Source organism: Kitasatospora sp. NPDC001539, assembly GCF_040298565.1.
Classification (GTDB): domain Bacteria; phylum Actinomycetota; class Actinomycetes; order Streptomycetales; family Streptomycetaceae; genus Kitasatospora.
Genome location: NZ_JBEPAK010000051.1, coordinates 1 through 26,166, shown reverse-complemented (window position 1 = coordinate 26,166; position 26,166 = coordinate 1). Strand labels below are relative to the sequence as shown.

At 74.7% G+C, this 26,166-nt stretch carries 24 protein-coding genes; 16 read left to right on the top strand and 8 right to left on the bottom strand.

Annotated elements, in window-relative coordinates; all coding sequences use genetic code 11:
• Window positions 1-485 precede the first annotated feature (485 nt).
• Entirely contained in the window at window positions 486-2,459 is a 1,974-nt protein-coding gene (locus ABT247_RS11455) for an AfsR/SARP family transcriptional regulator (RefSeq protein WP_350741372.1), read from the top strand.
• A gap of 87 nt (window positions 2,460-2,546) precedes the next feature.
• Window positions 2,547-2,918 carry an SAV_915 family protein gene (locus ABT247_RS11450; RefSeq protein ID WP_350741370.1) on the top strand — a complete coding sequence of 124 codons (372 nt, stop codon included), beginning with the start codon at window positions 2,547-2,549 and terminating at the stop codon, window positions 2,916-2,918.
• Window positions 2,919-2,974: 56 nt separating this feature from the next.
• Here ABT247_RS11450 and ABT247_RS11445 read toward each other — a convergent pair whose 3' ends face one another.
• Window positions 2,975-4,024 (bottom strand): MalY/PatB family protein, encoded by a 1,050-nt coding sequence (locus ABT247_RS11445; RefSeq protein ID WP_350741367.1) that lies wholly within the window; start codon window positions 4,022-4,024, stop codon window positions 2,975-2,977.
• A gap of 332 nt (window positions 4,025-4,356) precedes the next feature.
• Between ABT247_RS11445 and ABT247_RS11440 the strand changes: the two genes are divergently transcribed.
• Window positions 4,357-5,586 (top strand): MFS transporter, encoded by a 1,230-nt coding sequence (locus ABT247_RS11440; RefSeq protein WP_350741365.1) that lies wholly within the window; start codon window positions 4,357-4,359, stop codon window positions 5,584-5,586.
• Here the strand turns inward: ABT247_RS11440 and ABT247_RS11435 are convergent.
• Window positions 5,573-7,021 carry a purine-cytosine permease family protein gene (locus ABT247_RS11435; RefSeq protein WP_350741363.1) on the bottom strand — a complete coding sequence of 483 codons (1,449 nt, stop codon included), beginning with the start codon at window positions 7,019-7,021 and terminating at the stop codon, window positions 5,573-5,575. The genes ABT247_RS11440 and ABT247_RS11435 overlap by 14 nt on opposite strands.
• 510 nt (window positions 7,022-7,531) lie before the next feature.
• On the opposite strand from ABT247_RS11435, the gene ABT247_RS11430 reads away from it, so the two are divergent.
• Window positions 7,532-8,590, top strand: coding sequence for a ParB/RepB/Spo0J family partition protein (locus ABT247_RS11430; protein ID WP_350741360.1), 1,059 nt, complete (start codon window positions 7,532-7,534; stop codon window positions 8,588-8,590).
• A gap of 683 nt (window positions 8,591-9,273) precedes the next feature.
• Here ABT247_RS11430 and ABT247_RS11425 read toward each other — a convergent pair.
• The gene (locus ABT247_RS11425) at window positions 9,274-11,070 is read right to left on the bottom strand and encodes a glycoside hydrolase family 35 protein (RefSeq protein ID WP_350741358.1); all 1,797 of its coding nucleotides are present in this window, start codon (window positions 11,068-11,070) and stop codon (window positions 9,274-9,276) included.
• 181 nt (window positions 11,071-11,251) lie between these two features.
• Here ABT247_RS11425 and ABT247_RS11420 point away from each other — a divergent pair, with 181 nt between their 5' ends.
• The 3 genes from ABT247_RS11420 (at window position 11,252) to ABT247_RS11410 (ending at window position 13,156) form a co-directional block, all read left to right on the top strand.
• Complete coding sequence (locus ABT247_RS11420) at window positions 11,252-11,848, top strand: SMI1/KNR4 family protein (RefSeq protein ID WP_350741356.1); 597 nt, start codon at window positions 11,252-11,254, stop codon at window positions 11,846-11,848.
• A 224-nt stretch (window positions 11,849-12,072) separates the two neighbouring features.
• The gene (locus ABT247_RS11415; RefSeq protein ID WP_350741354.1) at window positions 12,073-12,405 is read left to right on the top strand and encodes a DUF1330 domain-containing protein; all 333 of its coding nucleotides are present in this window, start codon (window positions 12,073-12,075) and stop codon (window positions 12,403-12,405) included.
• A 106-nt stretch (window positions 12,406-12,511) separates the two neighbouring features.
• On the top strand, window positions 12,512-13,156 hold the full coding sequence (locus tag ABT247_RS11410; protein WP_350741352.1) for a hypothetical protein: 645 nt from the start codon (window positions 12,512-12,514) through the stop codon (window positions 13,154-13,156).
• A gap of 82 nt (window positions 13,157-13,238) precedes the next feature.
• On the opposite strand, the gene ABT247_RS11405 is transcribed toward ABT247_RS11410, so the two are convergent.
• Complete coding sequence (locus ABT247_RS11405) at window positions 13,239-14,192, bottom strand: NAD-dependent epimerase/dehydratase family protein (protein ID WP_350741350.1); 954 nt, start codon at window positions 14,190-14,192, stop codon at window positions 13,239-13,241.
• A gap of 152 nt (window positions 14,193-14,344) precedes the next feature.
• Here ABT247_RS11405 and ABT247_RS11400 point away from each other — a divergent pair, with 152 nt between their 5' ends.
• A complete protein-coding gene (locus ABT247_RS11400) occupies window positions 14,345-15,745 on the top strand; it encodes an ALF repeat-containing protein (RefSeq protein ID WP_350741348.1) in 1,401 nt (466 codons plus the stop codon).
• Between the two features lie 197 nt (window positions 15,746-15,942).
• On the opposite strand, the gene ABT247_RS11395 is transcribed toward ABT247_RS11400, so the two are convergent.
• Window positions 15,943-16,152, bottom strand: coding sequence for a hypothetical protein (locus tag ABT247_RS11395; protein WP_350741389.1), 210 nt, complete (start codon window positions 16,150-16,152; stop codon window positions 15,943-15,945).
• Between the two features lie 107 nt (window positions 16,153-16,259).
• On the opposite strand from ABT247_RS11395, the gene ABT247_RS11390 reads away from it, so the two are divergent.
• Window positions 16,260-16,781, top strand: coding sequence for a peptidylprolyl isomerase (locus ABT247_RS11390; protein ID WP_350741346.1), 522 nt, complete (start codon window positions 16,260-16,262; stop codon window positions 16,779-16,781).
• A gap of 112 nt (window positions 16,782-16,893) precedes the next feature.
• Here the strand turns inward: ABT247_RS11390 and ABT247_RS11385 are convergent, their stop codons facing one another.
• Window positions 16,894-17,277: a cupin domain-containing protein gene (locus ABT247_RS11385; protein ID WP_350741344.1), complete on the bottom strand. Its 384-nt coding sequence runs from the start codon at window positions 17,275-17,277 to the stop codon at window positions 16,894-16,896.
• Window positions 17,278-17,347: 70 nt separating this feature from the next.
• Between ABT247_RS11385 and ABT247_RS11380 the strand changes: the two genes are divergently transcribed.
• Together ABT247_RS11380 and ABT247_RS11375 are read left to right on the top strand one after the other, a co-directional pair.
• Window positions 17,348-18,373, top strand: a complete 1,026-nt coding sequence (locus tag ABT247_RS11380) for a helix-turn-helix domain-containing protein (protein ID WP_502892433.1) — start codon at window positions 17,348-17,350, stop codon at window positions 18,371-18,373.
• Window positions 18,374-18,516: 143 nt separating this feature from the next.
• Entirely contained in the window at window positions 18,517-18,729 is a 213-nt protein-coding gene (locus tag ABT247_RS11375; RefSeq protein WP_350741342.1) for a hypothetical protein, read from the top strand.
• Window positions 18,730-18,804: 75 nt separating this feature from the next.
• On the opposite strand, the gene ABT247_RS11370 is transcribed toward ABT247_RS11375, so the two are convergent.
• A complete protein-coding gene (locus ABT247_RS11370) occupies window positions 18,805-19,227 on the bottom strand; it encodes a carboxymuconolactone decarboxylase family protein (protein WP_350741340.1) in 423 nt (140 codons plus the stop codon).
• 419 nt (window positions 19,228-19,646) lie between these two features.
• Between ABT247_RS11370 and ABT247_RS11365 the strand changes: the two genes are divergently transcribed.
• The 4 genes from ABT247_RS11365 to ABT247_RS11350 are packed head-to-tail and all read left to right on the top strand — an operon-like array spanning window position 19,647 to window position 23,644.
• On the top strand, window positions 19,647-20,600 hold the full coding sequence (locus ABT247_RS11365) for a hypothetical protein (protein WP_350741338.1): 954 nt from the start codon (window positions 19,647-19,649) through the stop codon (window positions 20,598-20,600).
• 55 nt (window positions 20,601-20,655) lie between these two features.
• Window positions 20,656-21,537 (top strand): hypothetical protein, encoded by an 882-nt coding sequence (locus ABT247_RS11360; protein WP_350741336.1) that lies wholly within the window; start codon window positions 20,656-20,658, stop codon window positions 21,535-21,537.
• Entirely contained in the window at window positions 21,534-22,487 is a 954-nt protein-coding gene (locus tag ABT247_RS11355) for a hypothetical protein (RefSeq protein ID WP_350741334.1), read from the top strand. The genes ABT247_RS11360 and ABT247_RS11355 overlap by 4 nt, the downstream gene beginning before the upstream one ends.
• Complete coding sequence (locus tag ABT247_RS11350) at window positions 22,484-23,644, top strand: hypothetical protein (RefSeq protein ID WP_350741332.1); 1,161 nt, start codon at window positions 22,484-22,486, stop codon at window positions 23,642-23,644. The genes ABT247_RS11355 and ABT247_RS11350 overlap by 4 nt, the downstream gene beginning before the upstream one ends.
• Before the next feature lie 176 nt (window positions 23,645-23,820).
• Here ABT247_RS11350 and ABT247_RS11345 read toward each other — a convergent pair whose 3' ends face one another.
• Window positions 23,821-24,924: an NADH:flavin oxidoreductase/NADH oxidase gene (locus tag ABT247_RS11345; RefSeq protein WP_350741330.1), complete on the bottom strand. Its 1,104-nt coding sequence runs from the start codon at window positions 24,922-24,924 to the stop codon at window positions 23,821-23,823.
• A gap of 188 nt (window positions 24,925-25,112) precedes the next feature.
• On the opposite strand from ABT247_RS11345, the gene ABT247_RS11340 reads away from it, so the two are divergent.
• The coding region (locus tag ABT247_RS11340; RefSeq protein WP_350741328.1) for a hypothetical protein at window positions 25,113-26,166 on the top strand (1,054 nt) is incomplete at its 3' end.

Below are 26,166 nucleotides of genomic sequence, written 5' to 3'. Positions count from 1 at the left end.
ACCCGCCGAGGCCGGGCGGGACCCGGACGACGCCTCGGCCGGCGGCCGCCACCCGGGCCGGCGGATCGCCCCCCGCACCCGTCGGCGGAATCCGGGCCGACGCCCGTTCCGCCGAGGACTCCGCCCCGGTGGGACGGGGGTGACATCGAGCTGAGGCTCCGTTACCGTAATTTTCGCGTACGTCTTTCGGTAATGAAGAGACGGAAACGTGCTCGGCGGCCCGTGAGGCGTTCATTCGGTGAATCCCTCCCGCCGAAGACGATGCGGGTCGGACGAGCGGATCCCCGGCCCGCCGAATATCTCCGGTTCGTTGGCACGCCTTCGCAGGAGCGATCTCCCGGGACGCCGTCTCAATGCCGAGACGCGACGCTGCTTCCCCCCTCTTCTTCTTGTTGGTGCAGACCCTTCCTGCGGAGGCCGTCCCCCCCTGCGGGGTGAGCCGGCCGAGAAGCGGCCGGAATAGTACTTCAGGAGGCGAATCACCCATGGCGACCGCTGAGGCATCCCTGCGCATCCAGCTCCTGGGGCCGGTGCGCGCGTGGCGCGGCGGGGTGGAGGTGGCGCTGGGCCCGCCCAAGCAGCGAGCCGTCCTCGCCCTGCTCGCCTGCCGCGCCGGCGACGTCGTGGGCGTCGAGGACATCGCGGACGCGGTGTGGGGCAGCGTCGTGCCGCGCACGGCCGCCAACGGCGTGCACACGTACGTGGCCGGACTGCGTCGCGTCCTGGATCCGTATCGCGGCCGCAGAGCGGCGAGCGCGGTGCTCGGCTTCCAGTCCGGCGGGTACTGCCTGCGCGTGGACCCCGCGGACGTGGACGCCACGCTCTTCGTCCGACGCCTCGGCGAGGCGCGGAAGTCACGGGGCGAGGCCCCCTCCGAGGTGACCGCGCGGTTGTACGAGAAGGCCCTGTCCCTGTGGCAGGGCGAGGCGCTCTACTCGGTTCCCGGGCCCTTCGCCGTACTGGAGCGGGACCGGCTGCGGGACCTGCGGTTGACGGCCGTCGAGGAATGGGCCCTGGACATGCTGGCGGCGGGGCGACACGCCGAGCTGGTCACCGAGCTGACCGGCGCGGTCGCCGAGGAGCCGCTGCGCGAGAAGCTGCGCTGGCTCCTGATCTCGGCGCTGTACCGCGGGGGCCGGCAGGCCCACGCGCTGCAGGTGTACGAACAGACCCGGGAACTGCTGCGCCGGGACCTGGGCATCGAGCCGGGCGCCGACCTGCGCCGGCTCTACCAGCAGATCCTGTCCGGGCGCCCGCAGCCGCGCTCGCCCGGCGCGGACACCGGGCCCCTCCCGTCCACGAGCCGGCGGCCGATGCTCCAGGGCATCCCCAAGCCAGCCCAACTCCCGCCACTGGCAAGGGGATTCGTAGGCCGGGACAGCGAGCTGGGGTGGCTGGAGGGCGTCGTCACCGGCGAGAGCAGCGGCGGCGCGACGACACCCGTGGCGGTGGTCGACGGACCGGCCGGGGTGGGCAAGTCGGCGTTCGTCCTGCAACTGGCGCACCGACTCCTCGACCACTTCCCCGACGGGCAGTTGTACGTGGACCTGCGCGGAACCGGACCGGAGGGCCGCACCGTCAGCGCCGTCGACGCCCTGGGGCAACTGCTGGGGAGCCTGGGCGTGGACGGCGCGCGGATGCCCCCGGGCCTGGCCGCCCGAGCCGCCCTCTACCGCAGCCTGCTGCACGGCCGGAAGATGCTGGTGGTGCTCGACGACGCGCACAGCCCCCACCAGCTGCGTCCGTTGATACCGCGCGGATCCTCCTGCGTCCTGGCGACGAGCCGGCAGCGGTTCAGCGGGCTCGCGGCGCGCGACGGTGCGCACCTGGTCACGATCGGCCCCCTGCACGAGGAGGAGTCGGCACGGCTCCTGACCGACCTCAGCGGGGGCCGACTGCGCGGGCAGGGCCCGGTCACCGCGCGCCTGGTGGCGCAGTGCGGCGGACTGCCGCTGGCCTTGCGCATCGTCGCCGAGCGCCTGGCGGCCAACCCCGGGATGCCGCTGGACGCCCTTATCGAGCCCTTCGCGGCGGAGCGCGGCCGACTCGACTGGCTGATGGTGAACGGTGACGCCGCGGCCAGCATGCGCGGCGCGTTCGACGCGTCGTACCAGGCGCTGCCTGCGGACGCGGCCCGGATGTTCCGTCACCTGGGCCTGCACAGCGGGACGTTCACGGAGGAGATCGCCGCCGCGCTCGCGGGAACGGACCGGGCCACCGCCCGCCGCCTGCTCTCGGTCCTGGTCGCCAACCACCTGCTGGAAGAGGGGCCGGACCACCTGTACCGCTTCCACACCCTCGTGGGCCTCTACGCCGCCGAGTGCGCCGAGCACGAGCCGGCGGCCCGCCGCCAGGAGGCCCTCGACCGGCTGAGCCGGCTGGCGCCGGCCCAGCCGCCGTCGCGTCCCGCGCCCGCCGACACACCGACGACCAGATGCCTGGCCGGCGTCGCGCACTGAGCGGCCGCCCCGAGGGTCCGCGCTCGCACCAGTGACTCCGGACGACGTGCCCACGAGGTGCTCACCGGCCACCCTATGGAGGAACCCATGGAACCCACAGACGCCTCAGGCGGTCAAAGCCCCGCTGCCAAGGGCCTGTTCGTCCCGGTCCGCGAGCGCGGGCGCGTCCATCTCATCAGGCTCTTCCGCACCCCGCTGGGCACCCGCACCGTCGTCGGTTTCACCTCGCGGGCACGGCTGGCCACGGCGCTGGGCGACGACCAGGCCTGCGTCGAGCTCGCCGAGCCGATCCTGCGGGAGCTGGTGGAGCCGCTGGGGGTGACCCGGCTGATCGTGGACCCGGACCTGGTGGCCGCGCCCGTTCCGACGCGGACCGTACCGTCCGCCGTCGCGAACCGGCGACGGCTGGAGGTCGAGCCGTCCCTCCCGGGCGGCCGTCGCCCGGCCGGCGCGGGGTAGCCGGGCGGCCGCCGGGCGGAACGGGCGGCCGCGGGGCGGAAGGGGTGGCCGCGGGGTCAGCCCACGGCGGAGCGCATCCGCTCCAGGATCTCCCGCAGCACAGTGGGGGACGTGCCGAAGTTGAGCCGGACGAAGCCCTCGCCACCGGGCCCGAAGGTGCGGCCGTCGTTCAGGAGGACACGGGCCTTCTCCAGGAAGAAGGTGTACGGGTCGGTGGGCAGGTCCAGGGACCGGCAGTCCAGCCAGGCCAGGAACGAGCCCTGCGGGGGCGTGTACCCGATGCCGGAGGGCAGCTCCGCCCGGACCAGCTCGGCGTTGCGCTCCAGGACCGGCCGCAGCTGGGCCAACCAGGAGTCACCCTCCCGCCACGCCGCCAGGGTGGCGGCCACACCGAAGGTGTTGGGCTCCCCGTACAGGTGGGTCGGGGAGGCCAGCGCCGCGCGCACCTCGGCCGCACCGACGTGGGCGACCGCGCAGCGGACCCCCGGCACGTTGAACGCCTTGGTCGCCGACGTCAGCGTCACCGTCCGCGCCGCCACCTCCGGCGAGAGGGAGCCGAACGGAATGTGCCGGTGCGAGCCGTGCACGAGGTCGGCGTGGATCTCGTCGGCGATCACCAGGAGGTCGTACCGGCAGGCGAGTTCGGCGAGCCCTTCCAGCTCGGGCCGGCTGAGCACCCGTCCGGTCGGGTTGTGCGGATTGACCAGCAGCAACACCCGGCAGCCGCCGTCGGCGAGCTCGCGCTCGAGCCGGTCGGCGTCGAAGACCCAGCCGTCGTCCCGGCGGACGTAGGGGACGGAGATCAGACGCCGTTCCATGCCCGTCACCGTCGCCAGGAAGGGCGGATACGTCGGAGTGTGCACGGCGACGCCGTCACCCGGCCCGGTGGTGACCGCCAGGACGGCCTGGAGGCCCTGGTTGATGTCGGTGAACTCCCGTACGTGAGCGGGGTCGAGCACCCACCCGTAGCGTTCGCGCATGCGCTCGGCGAACGCGGCGCGCAGCGGGATCTCCTCGGGGCGCCCGTCCCATGCGGGGTATCCCACGTCCTCCTGCGCACAGCGGACGAGCGCCTCCCGCACGGCGGGCGCCGGCGCGAAATCCATCTCCGCGATCCACGCCGGAAGCACATCCGGTTCGGCCCGGTTCCACTTCACCCCCGGGCGGCGGGTCAACGATGAGAGCTCGACGTCCTCGAACACAGCCTTCTCTTTCCTGTCCGCAATCGCTCTCCAGCCGTTCCCGGCACGTCGCCGTCGCCGGGGAACTCCTGGGATCTCCGCCCATCGAACTCCACCAACATATCCCGGCAGCCCGCGCGGTCCGCCACCTCGTGAGGGGGAGCGCTGATGCTAGGACTTCTTGTCTCCTGGCTCCCACCACGCACCCGTCGGACGCTGGAGCGACCAGCATCAGCGCGTCGCAGAAAGGCCGTCAGATGTCCCAAGACACCCGGCTCGGCAGGACCGGCCCCGAACCGCCGTCGAGCGTGCAGACCGGGTCGGTACCGCGGCCGGCGGAGGCCGGGAGTGTGCCGCCGGTCCTGCGAGTGGCCTGCTTCCTCAGCAACTTCGACCGGTTCGCGATCACGCCCCTCCTGGTGGCCGTCGCCGCCGGATTCCACGTCCGGCTCGACGAGGTCGTGCTGGTCGCGAGCGGCTACTTCTTCGCGTACGGGTGCGCCCAGCCGGTGTGGGGCATGCTGTCCGACCGGTACGGGCGCATGCGCATCATCCGCTTCTCGCTCGCCGCCGCGGCGGTGTGCGGGCTGGCTTCCGCGATCGCGCCGAACCTGACCGTCCTGGTGGTGCTGCGGATCGCCACCGGAGCCTTCTTCGGGGCCGTGGTCCCCACCTCCCTGACGTACGTCGGGGACACCGTCTCCCCCGCGGTGCGCCAGCGCGCCCTGTCGGACCTCCAGGTGGCCCTCGCCATCGGCACCGCAGCGGCCACCCTGGTCGCCGGCGGGGTGGCCGAACTGCTCAGCTGGCGGGCGATGCTCGCGCTCTCCGCGGTGCTGGCGGCGATCACGGTGGTCGCCACGCGCGGCCTGTCGGAGTCCCGGACCTCCACCACCCTGCGGCGCCCCACCGAACAGCTCGGCTCGGTGCTGCGGCTGAGGTGGTCCTGGGTGGTCATGGCCTTCGGCCTGGTCGAGGGAGCGGTGCTGCTCGGCTGCTTCACCTTCCTGGCCCCGGCCCTGCAGGACCACGGGGTCGGCACGATCGGCGCGGGCGGGGTGACCGCCCTCTACGGGGTCGGCACCCTGGGCTTCTCGCGCCTGCTCAAGACGGTGGCGACGCGGCCCCCGTGGACGCTGCTGGCCGCAGGCGGCGTGATGATGGCGGGTGGCTTCCTGATCGCCTCCCTGAGCCTGTCCGTGGTGGGCATCGGGGTGGCCGCGGTCCTGCTGGGAGGCGGCTGGTCCTTCTTCCACTCCTCGCTCCAGACCTGGGCCACCACCTTGGTGCCGGCCGCCCGCGGCACCGCCGTCGCGCTGTTCGTGTCCGCCCTGTTCGTCGGCAGCTCGATCGGTTCGGGCCTCGGCGGTCCGCTGACCGAGCACGGGCACTACCAGGAGCTGTTCGCCCTCGCGGCGGTCACCGCGGTGCCCCTGACCGTGCTCGCCGCCTGGCTGCGCACCCGGTACACCCCTACCGACTCCTGAGCTCGACGGGGGTCGGCACACCGGACCCCAGGGCGCCGTCCTCACCCCCGGAGACGGCGCCCTGGCCCCGGCGGGCGAGCAGCCAGTACATGACCGCCGGCAGGACCAGGCCGACGATCCACGAGATGTCGGCGCCGCCGAGCCGGGCGACCAGCGGTCCGGTGTACAACTCGGTGGACAGGAAGGGCAGCTGGACGAGGATGCCGACCGCGTACGTCGTCAGCGCCGGTAGGTTCCAGGCGCCGTAGCGGCCGCGGGGGTCGGCCAGGGCCTCGATGTCGTAACGCTCGTCGGACAGCAGGTAGAAGTCGACCAGGTTGATCGCGCTCCATGGCGTGAAGAACGTCAGGAGGCACAGCAGGAAGGTCGAGAAGGACTCGAGGAAGTTCCCCCGGCCGAGTAGTGCGAGTGTTGTTCCGGCGAGCATGATGCCACCGACATAAAGGCTGCGGGCGAGCGGCCCGACCGGGCCGATCCGACGGAATCCGCTGATCCCGGTGACGACGGACATGAATCCGCCGTAGGTGTTCAGTACGTTGACCGTCAATTTCCCGAAGGCGATGGAGAAATACAGCAGCACCGTGACGGCGGCCGAGCCGCTCATGCCGACGATGTTCCCGACCTCGTCGCCCTGCCCGCCTCCGTGCCAGGCCGCCGTGAGCGCTCCGAAACCCATCGCCCACTGCGCGCCGAGCACGCTGCCGCCCATGGTCGCCCAGAACACCGAGCGCGGCGCGGTCTCGCGCGGCAGATAGCGGGAGGAGTCCGCGACGTACGGGCCGAACCCCAGCTGCCAGGAAGCGGACAGGGACATCGCGAGCAGGAACAGCGGCACCGAGAAGTGGTGGTGTCCGAGGAGCGATCCGAGCGGCGCGGTGCGCACCAGCTCGACGCTCAGGTAGAGGAAGGCGAGAGCGCCGACCGCTGCGGCGAGCTTCCCGACGCGATGGATCAGCCGGTAGCCGACCGCGGCCGTCACCGCGGTGGCGAGCGCGAAGATCACGATGCCGGCGCTCTCGCCCGTGTGCGCGAGGTGCCCGACGGCCTGCCCGGCCAGCACACTGCCGCTCGCGAAGAACCCGATGTACATCACGATCGAGCAGACCAACGGGACCGCCGCCCCTTTGACCCCGAACTGGGCCCGGGAAGAGACCATTTGCGGCAGCCCGAGTCGCGGGCCCTGGGCGGCGTGCAGGGCCATGACCGCTCCGCCCAGAAGGTTTCCGGCCAGGAGCGCCACCAGCGACCACAGCGCATCGAGTCCGAACACCACGGCGAGCGATCCGGTGACCACCGCGCTGATTTGCAGATTGGCGGGGAACCACAGGGTGAACAGGGTGAACGGTCTGCCGTGCCGCTCGTTATCGGGGATGAAATCGATGGAATGCCGTTCGACGAGCCCGCTCAGCGGGATCACTTTTCTCTTCTTCGGCATGGAATCTCCGCGGAAGGAATTCGGTGGATAGCGGACCCATGATGGCTCCGGTCGCTGACTAAGTGTCAAGGCTCATTGCTTTCCGCATGGTTGCCGCCGCGGCCGATGTCGACGCCCCGCGCGATCGGCGGCGCGGGGCGTCGGGCACGGGACCGCACCAAGTGATCGACGCGGCCGCGGTCCGGCTCGGGGCAGCCCGCCTCGCCGGCCGGGTCGGTCGGGTCGGGGCCGGCCCGGTCGCCCGTCCGGTGCACCGGACGGGCGGGGCCCGCGCAGCGGCAGCCGGAACCGCGTCCTCCGGGCGGTGCGACGGGGGATCGCCGCACCTGACTCCCACTCAGCCGAGTCCGTTGGTCATGCCCCGCCGACCGCCAACCGCTCTGCCACGTCGCATGGTTGTGCGGATCTCGCCCCGGCGATCGGTTCAGAAGAATCTGGGACAGTCGGTTTAGTTTCTTGGTAGCGTCAGTGCGCCAAACGTTGAACCGACGATGCCTGAGGGAGGCGTTGATGCTCGACGCGTCAACGGCAGACGGGGCCACGCCGCCAGCGCCGGACATGTCTCAGCAGCAGCCAGTCACGGAACTGGTCCCCATCAACTCACTGGTAGCGTCCGACTCACCGCGAACGGCCGGCGAGAGCGCAGCTCACGCCGAAATGCTGGCCGAAGTGCAGACCCCGCTGCCGCCCATCGTCGTCCACCGGCCGACCATGCGGATCGTCGATGGCATGCACCGGGTTCAGGCGGCGGTGCTCCGAGGAGAGGACTACGTCCGGGTTCAATTCGTGGACGGCACGGCCGACGACGCCTTCGTGCTGGCCGTCCGACTCAACGCCGAACACGGCATGCCGCTGTCGCGCCGGGACCGGGTAGCGGCGGCCGAACGCATCATCGGCAGCCACGGCCAGTGGTCGGACCGCCGCATCGCTGAGGTGACGGGTCTCTCGCCGGTCACGATCTCCGCGCTGCGCAAGCGAACGACCGCCGACACCGACCAGGTGAAGGTCCGCACCGGCCGCGACGGGCGTTCCAGACCGGTCAACAGCGAGGCCGGCCGGCGTCGCGCCGTCCAGGTCATCGCGGCCCGCCCGGACGCCTCGTTGCGTGAGATCGCACAGGAGGCGGGGATAGCCCCGGCAACGGCCAGGGACGTCCGCCAGCGCATCCGCGAGGGCAAGGACCCGGTTCCGGCCAAGCTCCGCAACGCCGCGCAGCCCGACGGCGAGGCCGGCGGCGGGGCGGGTGGGCGCAGGGGGCGCGAAAAGGTCGTCGCGGAGACCGCGGGGCGCGGCGCCCGGGTGGAGGCCGTCGTGGTCGCCGGGCCCGACCAGTTCGCGAGCCTGCGCAAGGATCCCTCGCTGCGCTTCTCCGAGTCGGGTCGGGCGCTGTTGCAGCTCCTCGCGGCGAACGGGGTCGACGACACGCGGTGGAGGTGGATGATGAGCGGGGTGCCGGCCCACCGCTACGCCGACATCGCCCGCGCGGCCCGGACCTGCGGAGAACGCTGGCTGAACTTCGCCGAGCAGCTGGAACGAGGCAGCGGGGTGCGCGCACGCCGCGCCGTGTGAACGGGCCGGCCGGCAGCGTCCCGAGCCGACGGCGCCCGACCCGCACCGCTGCGGCGGCTTGCGGGAACAGGACCGTTCGCCGTCGGGACCGAACGGGATCGTCGAGACCGTCCTCGACCGCCGCACCCACCGGTTCGCGAGGTGGGCGGCCCGGTGCGCCCCGCTGCTGGGTGGGGTGCTGCCGGGCCGTCCGCCGGGCGTGACGGAGGCCGGCCGGCGTGCGGCGGGAGGTGGACCCAGGACCGGTGCAGTCGCTCGACTCGCGCCGCTGACAACGGGGTGTGTCCGGGGTCGGTCCTGGCCGACGCGTTCGGGGCAGCGGGCTCCATGCGGTCAACGTAGCACCGTCCCCGGTCCAGTCAACCCCGCCGATCGAACGGAGAGCGTCGGCTCCAGCGGAACTCCAGGCGGCCCGGCCGGCGGCGGACACCAGACCGGACCTGCTTCCGCCCGCGCTGCCTCGCCGGGGCCGTCCTCGGCGAGCACGCGAGCGGGCCGGCCCGCGAACCGGGGGAGCAGTGATGTCCTCCGCCCTTTCCCGCGTCACCGCAGAGCAGCGGCGCGAGGCCGCCTCCGTCGTCGAGGACCGCGGTCTGCGAGACCGGCCTGCACCTGCGCCTGACCACCGCCCCGCCCCGGAGCCGGCCGGCTCCGGGGCGGGGGCCGTGCCCTGCCCCCGTCCGTCAGTACTCGGCGCTGGGCGCGGCCGTGGTCGGGCCCAGGTCCGGCTGGTCGCGCAACTCCAGCGCCTCGCCGTGGAGTTCGAGTTCGAGCACCAGCACCTCGTTGTCCCCGGCACGCCACAGCGGCGCGGGGGCGTAGAGGGTGCGCTGGGGGCCGTCGGCGCGGTAGCGGCCGAGGAGGAACCCGTTGACCCACAGCAGGCCGCGGCCCCAGCCGGGCAGGGCGAGGAACGCATCGGCGGGGGAGTCGAGCCGGGCCGTGAAGCGGTGGAACACCGGCTCGCCGTCCGCGGGGGCCACGTCGTCGGTGAAGTCGAGGGCGGCCAGGGCGGCTTCGGTCAGCGGCAGCGGATGGATCTGCCAGCCGAACAGCCGCTGGTCCCCGTGCGAGACGCCGCGGGTGATGCCCTTGCGGTCGTCCATCTGCGGCCCGTAGTTCACCCGGCCCAGCGCCTCGACCAGGATGTCCAGCTGCACCCCGTCCTCGCCGGTGGCCAGCGCCAGCGTGGCACCGGGGTCGTTGCGCTCCAGCGTCCCCAGCGGGCGCCCGTCCGCGAACACCTGCGCCCGGTCGGCCAATCCGTCGATGCGCAACGGCAGTTCGGGACGCGGGCCGGGCACGCGGGTGCGGTAGTGGATCAGGCCCAGGTCCTGCCCGAGGGCCTCCATCGGCAGCGGCGCCGCCCGCTGCACCGGCTGCGACAGCGCGTCCAGGGCCGCCAGCAGCGCCGCCCGCCCCTCGGCGCGCTCCAGCCGCTGCGGCGCCACCCGGGGCAGTGGAGGCGGCAGTTCGTCCTCGGGCAGGTCCAGGTAGCGGCCGATGACCTCGCGCAGCGCGTGGAACTTGTCGGTCAGCTCGCCCGCCTCGCCGATCGGCGCGTCGTAGTCGTAGCTGGTGACGGTCGGCTCGTACCCGGCGTCGTACGGGTGGGCGCCGGAGTGGTTGGCGCCCGCCCACAGGCCGAAGTTGGTGCCGCCGTGCGCCATGTACAGGTTCACGGAGGCGCCGGTGGCCAGCAGTTCGTCCAGCGAGGCGGCCGTCTCCTTCGGATCGCGGACATGGTGCGGCTGCCCCCACTGGTCGAACCAGCCGATCCAGAACTCCATCGCCGCCAGCGGCCCGTCCGCCTGGTGGCGGCGCAGCAGCGCCAGGCGTTCGGGCGCGCGGGAGCCGAACGTCGCGGTGGCCAGGTGCCCGGGGATCGAGCCGCCCTGCTGCATGGTGTCGTGGGCGCCGTCGGTGGTGAACAGCAGACAGTCCACACCGCGCCGCACCAGGCCGTCGCGCAGGTGGCGCAGGTACGCGGCGTCGTCGCCGTAACTGCCGTACTCGTTCTCCACCTGCACCGCCACCACCGGCCCGCCCCGGCTGGCCAGCAGCGGCAGCACCTCGGGCACCAGCGCGTCGAACCAGCCGTCCACCTCGGCCAGGTACGCCGGGTCCGCGCACCGCAGCCGCAGCCCCTCCACCGCCAGCAGCCGGGCCGGCAGGCCGCCGAACTCCCACTCCGCGCAGATGTAGGGGCCCGGGCGCAGGATCACGTCCATCCCCAGCTCCCCGGCCAGCCGCACGAACCGCCCCACATCGCGCCACCCGGTGAAGTCCACCTGCCCGGGCCGCAGTTCGTGGAAGTTCCACGGCACGTACGTGTCCACCGTGTTCACCCCCAGCGCCCGCACCCGCCGCAGCCGGTCCTCCCACAGCTGCGGATGCACCCGGAAGTAGTGCACCGCCCCCGCCACCACCCGGTGCGCCACCCCGCCTCGCACGAACCCGTCCGCGTCGTACCCGAGCATGCGCCACCCCGCCCTTCCACAGCAGAACCCGTCCCCGCCGAGCCTAGCGAGCACCACCGCGCGCCGAGCGGCCATCACCCGGCGAGTCCGCGACCGCACGAAGGCCGAGGTCGTCCCCAACTCGCTCCATGGGCCAGAATCCAGGACCTGCTACAACCCCGGGCTTCAGCGAGAGTGATCAATGGCACGCGAATTCGACATCAACCGCCTCCTGGAGCTCATGCCCCCGCACGAGGGAGCCGGGGAGTCCGGTGACTGGGCGGCGGTGGAGCAGGCGTGGGGCCTGCGGTTCCCGCGCGACTACACCGAGTTCATCACCCGGTACGGGCACGGAGGTATCGAGGACTGCGTCTCGATCCTCGCTCCCGATGAGCTGATGCCACCGGACGCCCCCCAGCCCGGGATGCACGACATGACGCAGGAGGCCCGCTGGCTCATCGACGAGGACGGCGAGCCCACCGACGAGGTCCGCTCCGGCGAGCAACCCGTCGCCTGGGGCGGCTCCTCCACCGCCGACACCCTGTGCTGGCTGACGGTCGGGGACGACCCCGACGCCTGGCCGGTCGTGGTCCTCGGCAGGAACGGGGGCGCACCGCGGGTCTTCCACATGGGGATGGCGGAGTTTCTCCATGGGCTGCTCACGGCGGAGATCGACCCGTGCCCCGTCGGCATCACCGACGCCTGGGGCTGCGCATCCCCCCGATTCGTCCACTGGCAGCTCCGCCGGCAGCGCAGGCGCGACGGGCTCGAACCGCTGACCGGCGCGCCGCGGAGCTGACCCGCTCCGCCTTCTGCTCCGGTAGGACCGTATCGCCGTGACGGTGCGCGGAGCGGTACGGCTCCGCCCTTGCACCGGCCGCCCTCCGGGATCGGTACGTACGTCACCCCTGCTGATGCGTGACGGATTCGGCCGGGGCTCGCGGCGGCCTACCGTCGGGGACGTCAGCAGGAAGACCGGCGGGAACCGGTAGGGATCCCGACGACGAGCCCCAGGAGCAGCAGATGAGCGCCTACGCGATCGCCCAGGTCCACTCGGTGGAGTTCGGCCCCGACATCGTCGAGTACCTGGAGCGCATCGACGCCACCCTCGACCCCTTCGGCGGGCACTTCATCGTCCACGGCGGCACGTCGGAGACGGTCGAGGGCACGTGGGGCCAGGGCGGCACGATCGTCATCGCGTTCCCCGACCTCGAGCGGGCCCGCGCCTGGTGGAACTCGCCCGCCTACCGGGAGATCCTGCCGCTGCGCACCCGGCACATGGTGGCCGACATCGTCCTCGTCGACGGCGTGCGGGCCGGCTACCGCGCGGCGGACTCGCTCGGCGGGGGCGCCTGACGCGCGGGGCCCGCGGTTGACGGGATCGTTCGTGCCCGGGAGCATGTGTCGCCGCGCGTGGTGCGCGGGTCCGGGAGGCGGACCGGTGTCCCGAAACGGGGGGTTCATGACGATCACGGTGTCCGCGCGGTCCGCGGGAGGGGCCGGCCTGGCCGCCGCCGCGGCGCTGGCGCTGGTCCTGGCCGCCGGTACGGCCGCCGGCGCGGCGGCACGCGGCAGTGACGGGCCGGTGGCGTACGGGCCGGTGGCGTACGGGCTGGTGGCGTACGAGCCGCCGGCGTACGAGCCGGCCGCCGCCGGGGCGGCGCTTTCGCCCGGCGGGCCCAAGGCGCCCCCGCGGGCCGTCGCGATCACCGAGGGCGAGGTCGGCGAGGTGGGGCTGCGCGGGACGATCACCTACCCGTCCGTCACCAGCTGCCTGGTCGTCACCGTCCGCCTGCGCGACGGCGCCAAGGTCGGCGGCCACGCGAGCCTGTTCCAGGTCCCCGGGAAGTACGCCTCCGACGAGATCCTCCCGGCGATGCGGCGCGCCGTCGGCCACCGGCCGGTGCAGTCCGTCGACGTCAGCGGCGCCGTCGGCGCCTGGAACCCCTCCTACTTCCACGCGGCCATCGAGCGCTACACCGACGGGTCGGCCCCCGCTCCGACGGCGGACGCCGGAGGGATCGGCGCCGCGGTCGCCGAACTCCTCGGCCTGCCCGCCGAAAAGATCACCGTCCGGGACGTGCCGGACGGCGACATCACCAGGTGAGCGCGCCCCGCCCTGCCACCGGCCACCACCCGCCGCCCCGCCACCGGCCACCAGCCACCGACCGTCGAGGGGCGGCGCGCCGCTACGCGCCCGTCCGCTCGCGCCACCAGGCGACGGTGGCCGCCACCTGCTCGGGCAGCGGCGTGGCCCGGAGCGTGAACGCCGCCTCGTAGGCACGGGAGTCCATGACGAACGGGCGCTCGAACTGGTAGCGGACCTCCCGCAGTTCGCGCAGCAGCGGGGAGAACAGTCCGGCCGCGCCGAGCAGGACGGGCGACAGGCGGCGCACCGCGACCGGGCCGGTGCCGGCCTGCGCCGCGAGGAGGGCGACCATGGCGCGGGCGGAGGCGGCGGGCGCGGTGGGCACGTGCCAGGCCCGGCCCCAGGCCCGCTCCTCGCCCGCGACCTCGACCAACGCCCGTGCCACGTCCGGCAGGTAGGTCCAGCTGTGCGGGGCGTCCGGATCCCCGAGCACCGTGACCGGGCGGCCCCCGAGCAGCGCCGGCACCACCCGGGCGGCCAGGTGGCCGCCGTCGGTGACACCCGGTCCGAAGAAGTCCGAGGCCCGCACCTCCACGGCCCGGATCCGCCCGGCCTCGTGCAGCGCCCGCGCCCGCTGCCAGGCCTGCGCCCGCACCCGCCCCTTGGGGCCGGTCGCGGCCAGCGGCAGGTCCTCGGTCATCGGGCGAGCGGGGTCGGGCAGCGGCCCGTAGCCGTACAGGTTGCCGAGCAGGACCAGCACCGCGCCGCTGTCCTCGGCCGCCGCGCACAGCGCGGAGACCAGGGCCGGCCAGCGCCCGGCCCACTGCGGCAGCGGCGGGGCGGCGCAGCCGTGGATGGCGACGGCGCCGCGGGCGGCCCGCGCCAGCCGCACCGGGTCACTCGCGTCCAGGGCGAGGTGCTCGACGCCCTCGACGGCCGGCCCGCCGGGACCTCCGGTGCGGGTGACCACCCGCACCTCGTGGCCCTGTCCGGCCAGCAGCCGGGCGGTGGCGGCCCCGGCGGGCCCGTGTCCGACGACCAGATGGAAGCTCATCCGCCCCACCCTAGCGGCGCCTTGCGGCCGGGCGGGACGCGCCCTCGCGGGCCTCGCGGAGCAGCGCCGGATATCCGGTAGGGCGAACATACAAGAAGACTTATGCTGTGGGCGTTCATGATCTCTTCACAGGAAGCAGCAGGTTCCTCTGCATGAAGCTGCCCCGGGTGTCCGCCGTCGTCGCGGCCGCCGTCCTCGCCCCCGCCGTCCTGTTCCCTTCGACGGCCTCGGCGGCCGACGCCCCCCAGCCGACCGGGATCGCCGGCCCCGACACCGCCTCCGGCTCCGCCCCGGACGCCACGCCTGCCGAGGACGCCGACGGCCAGGAGCAGCGCGACCGCGCCGAGATCCAGCGGATCCTCGCCGACAAGGAGACCGGGCCCGGGGTGCGCGAGGCCGCCTCGAAGGCGCTCAAGGGTACCGCCGCCCAGATGCGGCACTTCCTGGCGGTCGAGCTGCCCAAGCAGCGCGCCGCGGACAACCAGGTGAAGGTCGCCCAGATCCTGTCCTCCGGCGGCCGCGCCGTGCGCGAAGCCGCCCGCAAGGCGCTGAACGGCAGCGACGAGGACGTCGCGACGTTCCTGAAGGTGGGCTGGCCCGCCGCCCAGGCCGAGGACGACCGCGTCGCGGTGCTGGCCGTCCTGGCGGACAAGAGCATCAGCAGCTACACCGCCGAGGCCGCCCAGAAGGCGCTCGACGGCACCCCGGCGGACCTGACGCACTTCCTGACGGTCGAACTGCCCAGGCTGCGCGCGGACGACAACCGGGTCAAGGTCTCCCGGCTGATGGTCTCCGGCGGCCGCGCCGTGCGCGAGGCCGCCCAAAAGGCCATGGACGGCAGCGACGAGGACGTCGCGACGTTCCTGAAGGTGGGCTGGCCCGCCGCCCAGGCCGAGGACGACCGCGTCGCGGTGCTGGCCGTCCTGGCGGACAAGAGCATCAGCAGCTACACCGCCGAGGCCGCCCAGAAGGCGCTCGACGGCACCCCGGCGGACCTGACGCACTTCCTGACGGTCGCACTGCCCAGGCTGCGCGCGGACGACAACCGGGTCAAGGTCGCCCGGATCATGTCCACCGGCGGCCCGGCCGTGCGCGAGGCCGCCGGCAAGGCGCTGGACGGCGGCGACGAAGCCGTCCTGGCCTTCCTCGACGCGGGCTGGGCCAAGGCCCGCGCCGTGGACGAGGCCGCCGCGAACAAGCCCGCCGACAAGCCGGACGACAAGCCTGCTGACAAGCCGGACGGCAAGGGCGCCGGCACGTCGGACGGCAAGGGCGCCGGGCAGCAGGACCAGGGCGCCCAGCAGAGCGTCCAGCCGGCCGCCCTGACCGGGACCGGCACCGCCGACACCACCGGCACGAGCGCCACCACGGGCTCCGCCACCACGGGTTCCGCGACCACCGGTTCCGCGACCGCGGTCACCACCGCGGCCGGCGGCACGCTCGCCGCCACCGGCACCGACGGGCTCGGCTGGGAGGCCGGCGGCGCCGCCGCGGCCCTGGCCGCCGGGGCCGCGCTGGTCGCCGTCTCCCGCCGCCGCACCAGCGAGAGCTGACACCCCGTACGTCCCCGGCCGTCGCCGCCGTCACGGCGACGGACGGGGATACGCGCGCCCCGGCCCCACGAGGCAGTACCACAAGGCCCGGGGGAGGGGGCACCACCGCACGCCGGCGTCCGCCGCACCCCGCCCCCGTCCGGCGCACCCCCCCCGCCCCGTTCGCGCGCCGCACCCCCTTCGCCGCGCGCCGGGGCTCAGCCCCCGTCCCCGCCGCCGGTCACGCGCCGGCGCCGTGCACGCTCGCGGCGCCGACCCCGCTCAAGATGCCGCAGCACCTCTCCCGCGCCGAGCGTGACGGCCGCGACCGCGCGCGCCCACCGCGGCCCGCCGCGCTCGGCCCACACCACGCACCCGCACCCCGCCACGACCAGCACCAGCACCGCGACCAGCACCGCACCCACCACCACGGCCACCCCCTCCTCGCCCGCCGGCCGCCCGGTTCGGCCGCGAACCCCCCACTGTGCCAGGATTCCCACCCGGAAGTCCTGATGCCCGACCCGAGGAGTCACCCGTGGCCACGGCCCGGTTCGCCACCCTGCACACCACGGCCGGCCCGATCCGGCTGGAACTGTTCCCCTTCCACGCCCCCAAGACGGTCCGCAACTTCGTCGAACTCGCCGAAGGCACCAAGAAGTACACCGACCCGCGCACCGGCGAGCCGGGCAGCGGCCCGTACTACGACAACACCCTGTTCCACCGGGTGATCGCGGGCTTCATGATCCAAGGCGGCGACCCGACCGGCACCGGCACCGGCGGCCCGGGCTACGCCTTCGCGGACGAGTTCCACCCCGAACTGTTCTTCACCAGGCCCTACCTGCTGGCGATGGCCAACTCCGGCCCCGGCACCAACGGTTCGCAGTTCTTCATCACCGTGGGCACCCCCGCCCACCTCAACCGCCGCCACACCATCTTCGGGCAGGTCGCCGACGCCGCCTCCAAGGCCGTGGTGGACGCGATCGCCACCGCACCCACCGAGAACGAGCGCCCGGTCGAGGACGTGGTCGTCGAATCGGTCGAGATCACCTACTCCTGAGCCCCCCGGGCCCGGACCCCCGCGCCCGGATCCCGCTCCCCTGAGCCCCGGCCCTCGCCCGACGGGCGGACGCCGGGGCGCCGGGGCGCCGGGTCGCGCTCCCGGCGCCTCGTCAGGCCGCGGAGATGGTGATCCCCAGCATCCGCGCGCCCGTCTCGGTGCGCGGCCGGTGGCGGCTGCCCGGCGCGAACACGACGTAACTGCCCGCCGGGTGCCGCTCGTCCCCCTCGATCACCTCGCCGCTGAGCACGTAGTAGCGCTCCTCCGTCTCGTGCACGTCGACCACCGGCCACTCGCTGCCCGGCGCGAAGTCGATCAGCCAGCCGCGCGCGTAGCCGGTGGCGGTCAGCCGGCGCCGCACGATTCCCGGCCCAACCTCGACCGGCTCCACCTCCTGGGCCAGCACCACCGTCTTCGGGGCACCGCCCACCCCGCCCCCGCCTGCCACGCCCACGCCGTCCCCACCGTCCCCGCGGTCCTTGCTGTTCTCGCTCATGCCCCCACTGTGGCGGCCGCCGCTCCCGCCGCCCAGTGTCCACAAAGACGCCCTCGGGTACATTCCTGCCATGCGTTCCCCGGCCGCCCCGGCCCCTTCGTCCGCCCCGCCCGTGCCCACGGCCCGCCACCGCGTGGCGGCCCTGCTCGGCACCCCCCAGTCTCCCTTCGAACTCGCCTGCGCCGCCGAGGTCTTCGGCACCGAACGCGCCGGACTGCCCTCCCACTACGACTTCGCCCTGTGCACCCGCGACCCCGGCCCGGTGCCCACCACCCTCGGAGCCCCGCTGCTCGTCGACGCCGGCCTGGAGACCCTCGAACAGGCCGACACCGTGATCATCCCCGGCTGGCAGCCACCCGGCGCCCCGGTACCGCCCGACGTACTGGACGCGCTGCGCGCCGCCCACACCCGCGGTGCCCGGATCGTGTCCATCTGCACCGGCGCCTTCGTCCTGGCCCAGGCCGGCCTCCTGGACGGCCGCCGCGCCACCACCCACTGGGCCCGCACCGCCCAACTCGCCGCCCAGCACCCCGCCCTGACCGTCGACCGCGACGTGCTGTACGTCGACCACGGCGACGTCGCCACCAGCGCCGGGTCCGGCGCGGGCGTCGACCTGTGCCTGCACCTGCTGCGCCGCGACCACGGCGCCGCCTACGCCGCGCAGGTCGCCCGGCACATGGTGCTGCCCCCGCACCGCGAGGGCAGCCAGCTGCAGTACGCCGCCGTCCCCGCGCCCGCGCGGGCGGACGAGTCGCTGGCGCCGCTGCTGGAGTGGGCCGAGGAGCACCTGGGGGAGCGGCTGTCCCTGGCGGCCCTGGCCGCCCGCGCCGGCGTCTCCGGGCGCACCCTGGCCCGGCGCTTCGCCGAACAGCTCGGCACCAGCCCCGGCCAGTGGCTGCTGGCCCGCCGTATCGACGCCGCCCGCGCGCTGCTGGAGCAGACCGACCTGCCGGTGGAGGCCGTCGCCGCGCGGGTCGGCCTGGCCTCCGCCGTCAACCTGCGCCGCCGCTTCCACGCCGCCCTCGGCACCACCCCCGGCGCCTACCGCCGCACCTTCGGCAGCGCCCGCGCCGACCAGGACGCGTACCCGCGGTGATCCAGCGCGTGCCGCAGAACCCGGGCGGCGAGCCTGGGGAGCGGGCGGAGCGAGGTGCCCGGGAGCATCCAGACCCGCGCGTCACCGACCGCCCCGGTCCTGCCTGGGGCGGGGACCACCCCCGGCTCGAGAGCCTGGTGACGGTGACGATGACGATGGCGGTGACGGACACCGGCGGGCACGTCGTCCGGCAGGTCGCCCGCGCCCCGTGCGGGGACGGGCCGTCCTCGACGGCGGCCGCCCTCGGCCAGTGGTCCGGCGGCCGCGCCACCGGCCGCCGGCAGCCCGTCGGCCTGCTGAGCCCGCCGCAGACGGCCGTCGGCACGACCGTCCTCGCCTCCGAGTCCCAGCACTGACACCCCACCCGCCACGCCCCACCCGCCACGCCCCACCCGCCGCACCCGGCCCGCCGCTCCGGCCGCGGCGGGCCGTCAGTGCTCCTCGACCGGCAGCAGCCCGCGCTCGCCGAAGACCTTCTTGGCGACGAAGGTCGCGTTGAGCGCCCTGGGAAAACCGCAGTACCCGGCCGCGTGCAGCAGCGCCTCGGTGATCTGCACGGGGGAGAGCCCGACATCGAGCGCCGCGTTGACGTGCACCTCCAGCTGGGGCTCGCAGCCGCCGAGCGCGGTCAGCATCCCCAGCGTCACCAACTGCCGGTCACGCGGCGACAGTTGCGGGCGACTGTAGATCTCGCCGAACCCCCAGCCGACGATCTGCTGGGCCAGCTCCGGATTGACGTCGGCCAGTGCCTCCACCACCCGCCGCCCTGCCTCGCCGCTGACCCGGGCCATCGTCTCCATGCCCCGCTCGAACCGCTTTTGCCGCCAGCCGGCCTCGTCCGCGGGAACACCCATGGCGTCAGTCCTTCCTCGCCGCCGGTCCCCGACCGGCCGGCCGGTGACCACGGAAAGAACCGTAGGACCCCGAGCGGCCTTCGCGCCCGAACCCGCGCCGCAACGACCCGCCGCCAGCCGGTCCGGGGCCAGGCCGCCAGGCCGGCCATGCCGGCCGCCGTGCGTGGGACGCCAGCGCCGGCCGGCCCGCACCGGCCTCGGCCGCCTTCGCGGCACACCGGGCGGGTTGCGTTTGGATCACGGCGTGTCCGGTTTACGGCCAATGATCTGGAGTGCGGTGATTGAATTTGTTGGCACCCGTGTCAACGGGCTCTCATAATGCCTGCTGAGACACGTGATGGGCGGTCCGGACAACCGCAGGGGAGCGGAATCCGAGAGTGGTCCGCGTGCGAAATCCACTTTTCCCTTGGGGGACTCCTTTGCCTGCGCCCGAAAACGAGAGCGCTTCCACCGAGCCGCCGCCGGCGCCCACCGCACCGCCGCAGCCCGCCGCGCCGCAGTCCGCGCCCGCCGCGCCCGAGGCCGTCGCGCCCGAGGCCGCCGCCCAGGCCGCGCCTGCGCCCGCTGTCGAGCCCACGCCCGAGTTCGAGGCCGCGCCCGAGGCCGTCGTCGAGTCCGCTGCCGCGCCGGCTCCGCGGCGCCTGCCGCGGGCCGTCACGGTGGCGCTGGCCACCGCGGGGCTGCTCGCCGTCACGGCGGCCAGCGCCACGCTCACCGTCGCCGTCGGCAAGCCGGACCCCCGCCCGGCCGCCGCCGCGCCCGCCCGGGCCACCACCGCTTCGGCGGCCGCGAGCGCGACGCCCTCCGCCGTCCCGGTACCGGTGCCGACCGCCGCCCCGGCCGAGCCCAAGCCCGCCAGCACCGTCAAGGGCACGGTCAACGGCTCCAAGCACGAGGGCGACCTGCGCTACTTCCTGCTCCCGATCCCCGACGGCGGCGAGTCGTACGGGCCCGCGGACGGGATGGCGATGACCCGCGACGACGTCGCCGAGATGTTCGGCAAGCCCGACGACATCGACTCCCTCCTCACCGGCCTCGGCTACAAGGACGGCGCCGTCCGCACCTACCGGACGGCCGACGGCAAGGCCGAAGTGACCGTCACCCTGCTGCACTTCGGCTCCGCCGACACCGCCGGCAGGTTCGTCAGGGGCTACACCATCAAGTCGCAGGAACCGATCGACATCGACGGTGACCCGAACGCCCACGGCTTCCGCAAGAAGCCCAAGAACGAGACGTACACCGGCTCGATGAGCGGCATCGGCAGCCAGGGCGACGTCCAGTACACCGTCGACGTCGAGGTGAAGGGCACCCCGGACAAGGCGCTGCTCAATGACCTGATGAAGCGCCAGCGCGAGTGGCTCGCCTCCGGCTGAGCCCGCGCCCCGCCCCTCCGCCGCACCCTTCACCCCTTGCTCTGGAGCCCCTTCCGTGACCACCGAACCCGCGCAGTCGCCCGCGCCGGGCGACGCGCCGGCCGACGCACCGCCCGCGTCGCAGCCGCAGCCGGCCGCACCGGCCCACGCCACCCCCGAGCCCCCGGCCACCCCGGAACCCCCGGTCGCCGCCGAGCCTCTGGCCACCCCCGAGCCCCCGGCCACCACCCTCGAGCCCCCGGCCGCCGCCGAGGCCGCGCCGCGCGCCCCGCGCCGTCCACGCCCGGTGCTGCTGTGCGCCTGCGCCCTGGTCCTGGGCGCGCTGGCCGGCGGCGGCGTCGGCTACGCCGTCCAGGCCCAGCGCCCGCCCACGCCGCTGCCCGGGCTCCAGGTCGCCCGCCCGTCCTACCCGGCCCGGACGGTCGACGCGGCCGCCTTCGCCGCCGAGCAGCCCGCCCCGCTCGCCATCGACGGCGACCTGACCAAACTGCTGGTCAGCGCCCCGGAGGGCAGCGGCCCCTGGAGCGACTTCCCGGACAAGCCGAGCTGGATGTCGGCCGGCGACCTCGCCGAGCGCAGCGGTCGCCCCGACGTCGCGTTCAAGAGCCTCAACGCCTCCGGTTTCCGGCGCGCGGCCGAAGTGGACTGGAAGAAGGACGACATCAGGTACCGGGTCCTGCTCACCGAGTACGCGCCCGACCACGCCGAGGAGGCGAAGGCCTTCCGCGCGGAGTCCTTCGCCGACGACGCCAACGGCGGCGCCACGGTGTACGACCTGCCCATGCGCTGGTCCGACACCCAGGAGCAGTACTACTACGGCCGGGCCACCGCCAAGCGCGGCACGGTGCAGATGACGGTGGAGGTCTTCAGCCCCAAGCCGGTGGACGCCGCGGTCCTCAAGGACCTCGCCAAGCAGCAGTGGGAGCGGATGATATGACCGACGACACCGTGACCGGAACCCCGGCCGCCCCGCCCACGACCCCGCCCACCGCGCCCACGACCCCGCCCACCGCGCCCACGACCCCGCCTGCAGGCCCGCCCACCGCGTCGGCTGCCACGCCGCCCGCCCCCGAGCAGCAGCCGTCCCCCGAGCAGTCCCACGACGAGAGCGCCACCGGACAGCCCCACGGCGAAAGCGCCGCGCCCCGCCCCGCCTCGCGCCGCCTGCTGCGCGCCGGGGCCGCGACCGTCGCGGCGGCACTGGTCGGCGTGGCCATCGGCGTCGGCATCATCAAGACTCAGTACGACGACGCCGCCCCGGCCGCCACCGCCGGCCCCACCGGCGCGCCCGCCCCGACGGCCAGCGCCACGCCGTTCGGCGCCAAGTCCAACGGCAGCCACTTCGGCTCCCTGCGCGACCTGCTGCTGCCCGTCCCGGCCGGCTACGAACTCGGCCCGGACCAGGGCGGCTACGGCAACGACACCGAGTACGGCACCGAGCAGCTGGCGGGTGAACTGGAGGCCGAACTCCAGCAGATCCCCAAGGACAAGCGCGAGCGGCTGCGCTCCTACTGGGAGGGCCTGCACGTCAAGGGCACCGGCGTACGGACCTACCGCAGCGGCGGGGACGACCTGGTGATCGGCATCCGGCTGCGCCAGTTCAACCAGCAGGAGGTGCAGAAGATCAACGAGTACACGGCGATGTTCACCGGTGACACCGGGATCTTCCGCGTCGGCCCGTCGATCTCCGGCCACCCCGAGGCGCACTGCTACCTGATGCCGGCACCGCCGTCCGCGCCGATCGACCGCATGGAGTGCTCGGCCGCCGAGGGCGACCTCCTGGTGATCATGGAGACCGAAGGCCTGGCGCCTCTGCCCAAGGACAAGATCGTCGCCCTCTTCACCATGCAGCTCGACCGCCTCGCCCTCCCGGGAGCGTCCGTATGACCGACCAGCCCGCCGCGCCGCAGCCACTGCAGCCCGCACCGCAGTCGCCGCAGCCCGCCCCGGACCCGGCCGCCCCGGCCCCCGAGACCGTCCCGGCCCCCGACACGGCGCAGACCCCCCAGCCCGTGCAGACCCCCAAGGCCGTCCCGGCCCCCGAGGCCTGCCCGGCCCCCGAGCCCGCGCAGGCCCCCGAGGCCGTCCCGGCCCCCGAGCCCGTCCAGGCCCCCGAGGCCGGGCAGGCCGCCGGAGCGCAGGAAACCGGCACGACCCCGGAGAGCCCCGAGGAGCGGGCCGCCCGGCGCACCCGCCGCCGCAGGGCCGCGGTGCGCTGGAGCTGCGCCGTGCTGGTGTTCGCCCTCGCCGGCACCGGAGCCGCGATGGCCGTCACCGCGCCCGAGCGCACCGACCTGCCCGGCCTGGCCACCGCCGGCGACGGCCGCTACACCTTCCCGCCGCTGACCCTGCCGCCGCTGCCCTCGGGCAGGCCCGCCCCGGACGCCAAGGGCAAGGTGCCCCACTACGCGGACCTGCGCTACCTGCTGCTGCCCGCGCCCAAGGAGGCCGGCGGCTCCGTGGCCGCGCCCGTCTTCCCGGTGCCCACCGCCACCCCATCCGCCACCGCCACCCCCTCCGCCTCGGCGTCGGCCACCGCCGCGCCGTCGGCGACCGCGGGCGCCGCCGGCGCCCCTTCGGCGGCCGCCGGGACGGCCCCGGCCTCCTGGGTGCCCTGCGACGCGCTGCTCGCCGAGCAGAAGGACCCGGCCAAGCTGCGCGCGGAGCTCCTGGAGAACGCGTGCCGCGCGGCCACCGTGCGGGAGTGGACGGCCTCCGACGGCACCCGCACCCAGATCCGGCTGCTGCGCTTCGGCTCCTCGGCCGAGGCCTGGAGCACCTTCTCCACCGCGCGCTCGGAGAGTCCGCTCAAGGCCGCGCCCGACGCCAAGACCGCCCCGCACGGCGACTGGGACGCGGTCGAGGGCGTGGACGTGACCCTCAAGGACTCCACGGAGAGTGCCGGCAAGGGCGTGCCGACCGCCCGTCTGGCGTACCTGTCGGCCTCCGACGTTCTGGCCGTCATCACCATGACGAACCCCCGGGGCGTGCCCACCGCGGCGTTCCGCCAGGTCGTCACCCTCCAGTCCGACCTGCTCGCCTGACCGCCCGCTGCCCGCCGCCCGCCCCGGCCCCCCGCACCGCCCCTTCCCGGCGCAACGGGAGGCCCGGGCGCCGCGGACGCGCACGGCACCCGCAGGCGCGCCCGGCACCCGCAGGTGCGCACGGCACCCGCGGACGCGCCCGGCCTCCGCGGGTGCCCTGCCGCCGTGGGCGGTCGTCAGGCGCGGTGGTACTGGAGGGGGGAGTGGACCTCGCCGCCGAGTTCGGCGGCGGCGTGGCGGGCCCAGGAGGGGTTGCGCAGCAGTTCGCGGCCGAGCAGGACGGCGTCGGCGCGGCCGGAGGCGACGATGTCCTGGGCCTGGACGGGGTCGGTGATCAGGCCGACGGCGGCGACCGGCAGGCCGGCCCCGTGGCGCACGGCCTCGGCGAAGGGCACCTGGAAGCCGGGCGCGGCCTCGATGCGGGCGTCGGGGACGAGGCCGCCGGTGGAGACGTCCAGCAGGTCCACGCCGTGGGCCTGGAGCTCCTTGGCGAGGCGGACGGTGTCCTGCGAGGTCCAGCCCTCGCGGCCGTCCTCGGGGTTCTCGCTCAGCCAGTCGGTCGCGGAGACGCGGAAGAACAGCGGCAGTTCCTCGGGCCACACCGCGCGCACCGCGTCGGCGACCTCCAGCGCGAAGCGGATGCGGCCCTCGAAGGTGCCGCCGTAGGCGTCGGTGCGGTGGTTGCTCTGGGGGGAGAGGAACTGGTGGATCAGGTAGCCGTGGGCGCCGTGGAGTTCGACCGCCTGGAAGCCCGCGTCCAGCGCGCGCCGGGCGGCGGCGGCGAAGTCCGCGACGATCCCCTGGATCTGATCGACCGTCAGCTCGTCGGGGGTGCTGTGCTCGGGGGAGAAGGCGGCGGCGCTGGGGGCGAGCGGCTGCCAGCCGTGCTCCTCGTCCGGGCGCAGGGCGCGTCCGCGCTCCACCCAGGTCCGCTCGGTGGAGGCCTTGCGTCCGGCGTGGCCGAGCTGGACGGCGGGGACGGTGCCCTGTTCCCTGAGGAAGGAGGTGATCCGCCGGAACGCCTCGCGTTGGGTGTTGTTCCACAGTCCGAGGTCGTACGGGCTGATGCGCCCCTCGGGGTTGACGGCGGTGGCCTCCACGATGATCAGCCCGGTGCCGCCGGCGGCCCGCGCCGCCAGGTGGGCGAAGTGCCAGTCCGTGGGTGCCCCGGCCGCCTCGCCGTCCGGTGCGGCGCTGTACTGGCACATCGGCGGCATCCAGACCCGGTTGGGGACGGTCAGCTCCCGCAGGGTGATCGGGGTGAAGAGATCGGTGCTCAAGTCGGACTCCCGGTGGGATCGGCGGCGGGAGCCAATGCCCCGCAGCCGCTTGCAGGTGCACGTTATGTGTCCCGACAATAGTTGCACGGGACGGTAAATTCAAGGGCGCCGCGAGGCTGCCCCACCCGCCCCCACCCGGGCGGGAGGCGCGCACCCGCCGCCGCGGCGCGCGAGGAAGGAGCGCACACGTGGAGGTCTTCACGTGCGGGGGATGCGGCACCGCGCTGACCGCGCCGCTGTCGCGGGTGCCCTACCCCGTCTACGCCGGCATGCCCTACGGCAACGGCCACCCCATGCCCGTCCTCATGGAACCGGGCACCTACGCCGTCGACGAGGACCCCGCCCGGGCGGAGCGCTCGATCGTGATCGCCCCCGGCGACGCCCACGGCACCGTCCTGCTCCAGCGCGGCGAGCCCGGCGCCTGCTGCGGCATCGACGGCCGCTACGGCCCGAACCTCACCTGCGCCGGCTGCGGCCGGAAGGTGGCGACCAGGATCGACGCCTGTTCCCTGTGGCAGGCCACCTGGCTCGAACCGGCCGCGGTGCGCGCGGTGCCCGCGGGCCCGGTGCGGCCGGCGGCCGACTGGGCCTCGCTCACCCACTGGTGGTGCGCCGCCGAGCCGTGGGACGCGGCCGGGCGGTGGGACCCGCGCTGGGCGTCGGAGACGGCCGTGACGCTCGCCCACCTGGTCGCCGCCGCAGACGGCTCGCCCGTCGCCCTGCCCGACGGCCCCTTCGCCGACGCCTTCCGGGCCCGCCTCGACCGGCTGCTGCCCGCAGCGGGCCCGGCCAAGCGCGCGGCCCTGGCCGGACCGGGCCTGCTCCTGCCCGATCCCCTTCCGGACATCGCCGTGGTGCCGCGCCACCCGCAGACCGGTCAGCCCTGGCCCGCGCCCGCGGGCGTGGCGACCGCGCCGCTCGCCGTCGGCTTCTGGACGCACCTCGCCCGCCGGGGCGGACGCCCGCCCAGGCCCGTCACCGGCAAGCTGCCCGCCGGCGTCGAGCGTGACGACCCCCTCCCGCCCCACCCGCTCGGCTCCCAACCACCCGCGTGGGGCGCCTGCTTCGCCACCCTGGAGCGCCTGTCCGCCGCCCCGTCCGGCCGGCCCGCGCCGACCCGGCGCCGGGGAGGGGGAGTCGGCGGGCGGCCGGGGCGGGGACGCCGCCGCGCCCGAGGCCGCCGAGGCCCCGTCGGCCCCGCCGGAGCCGTTGGCCGCGTCGGACCCGTCGGGCCCGCGGACC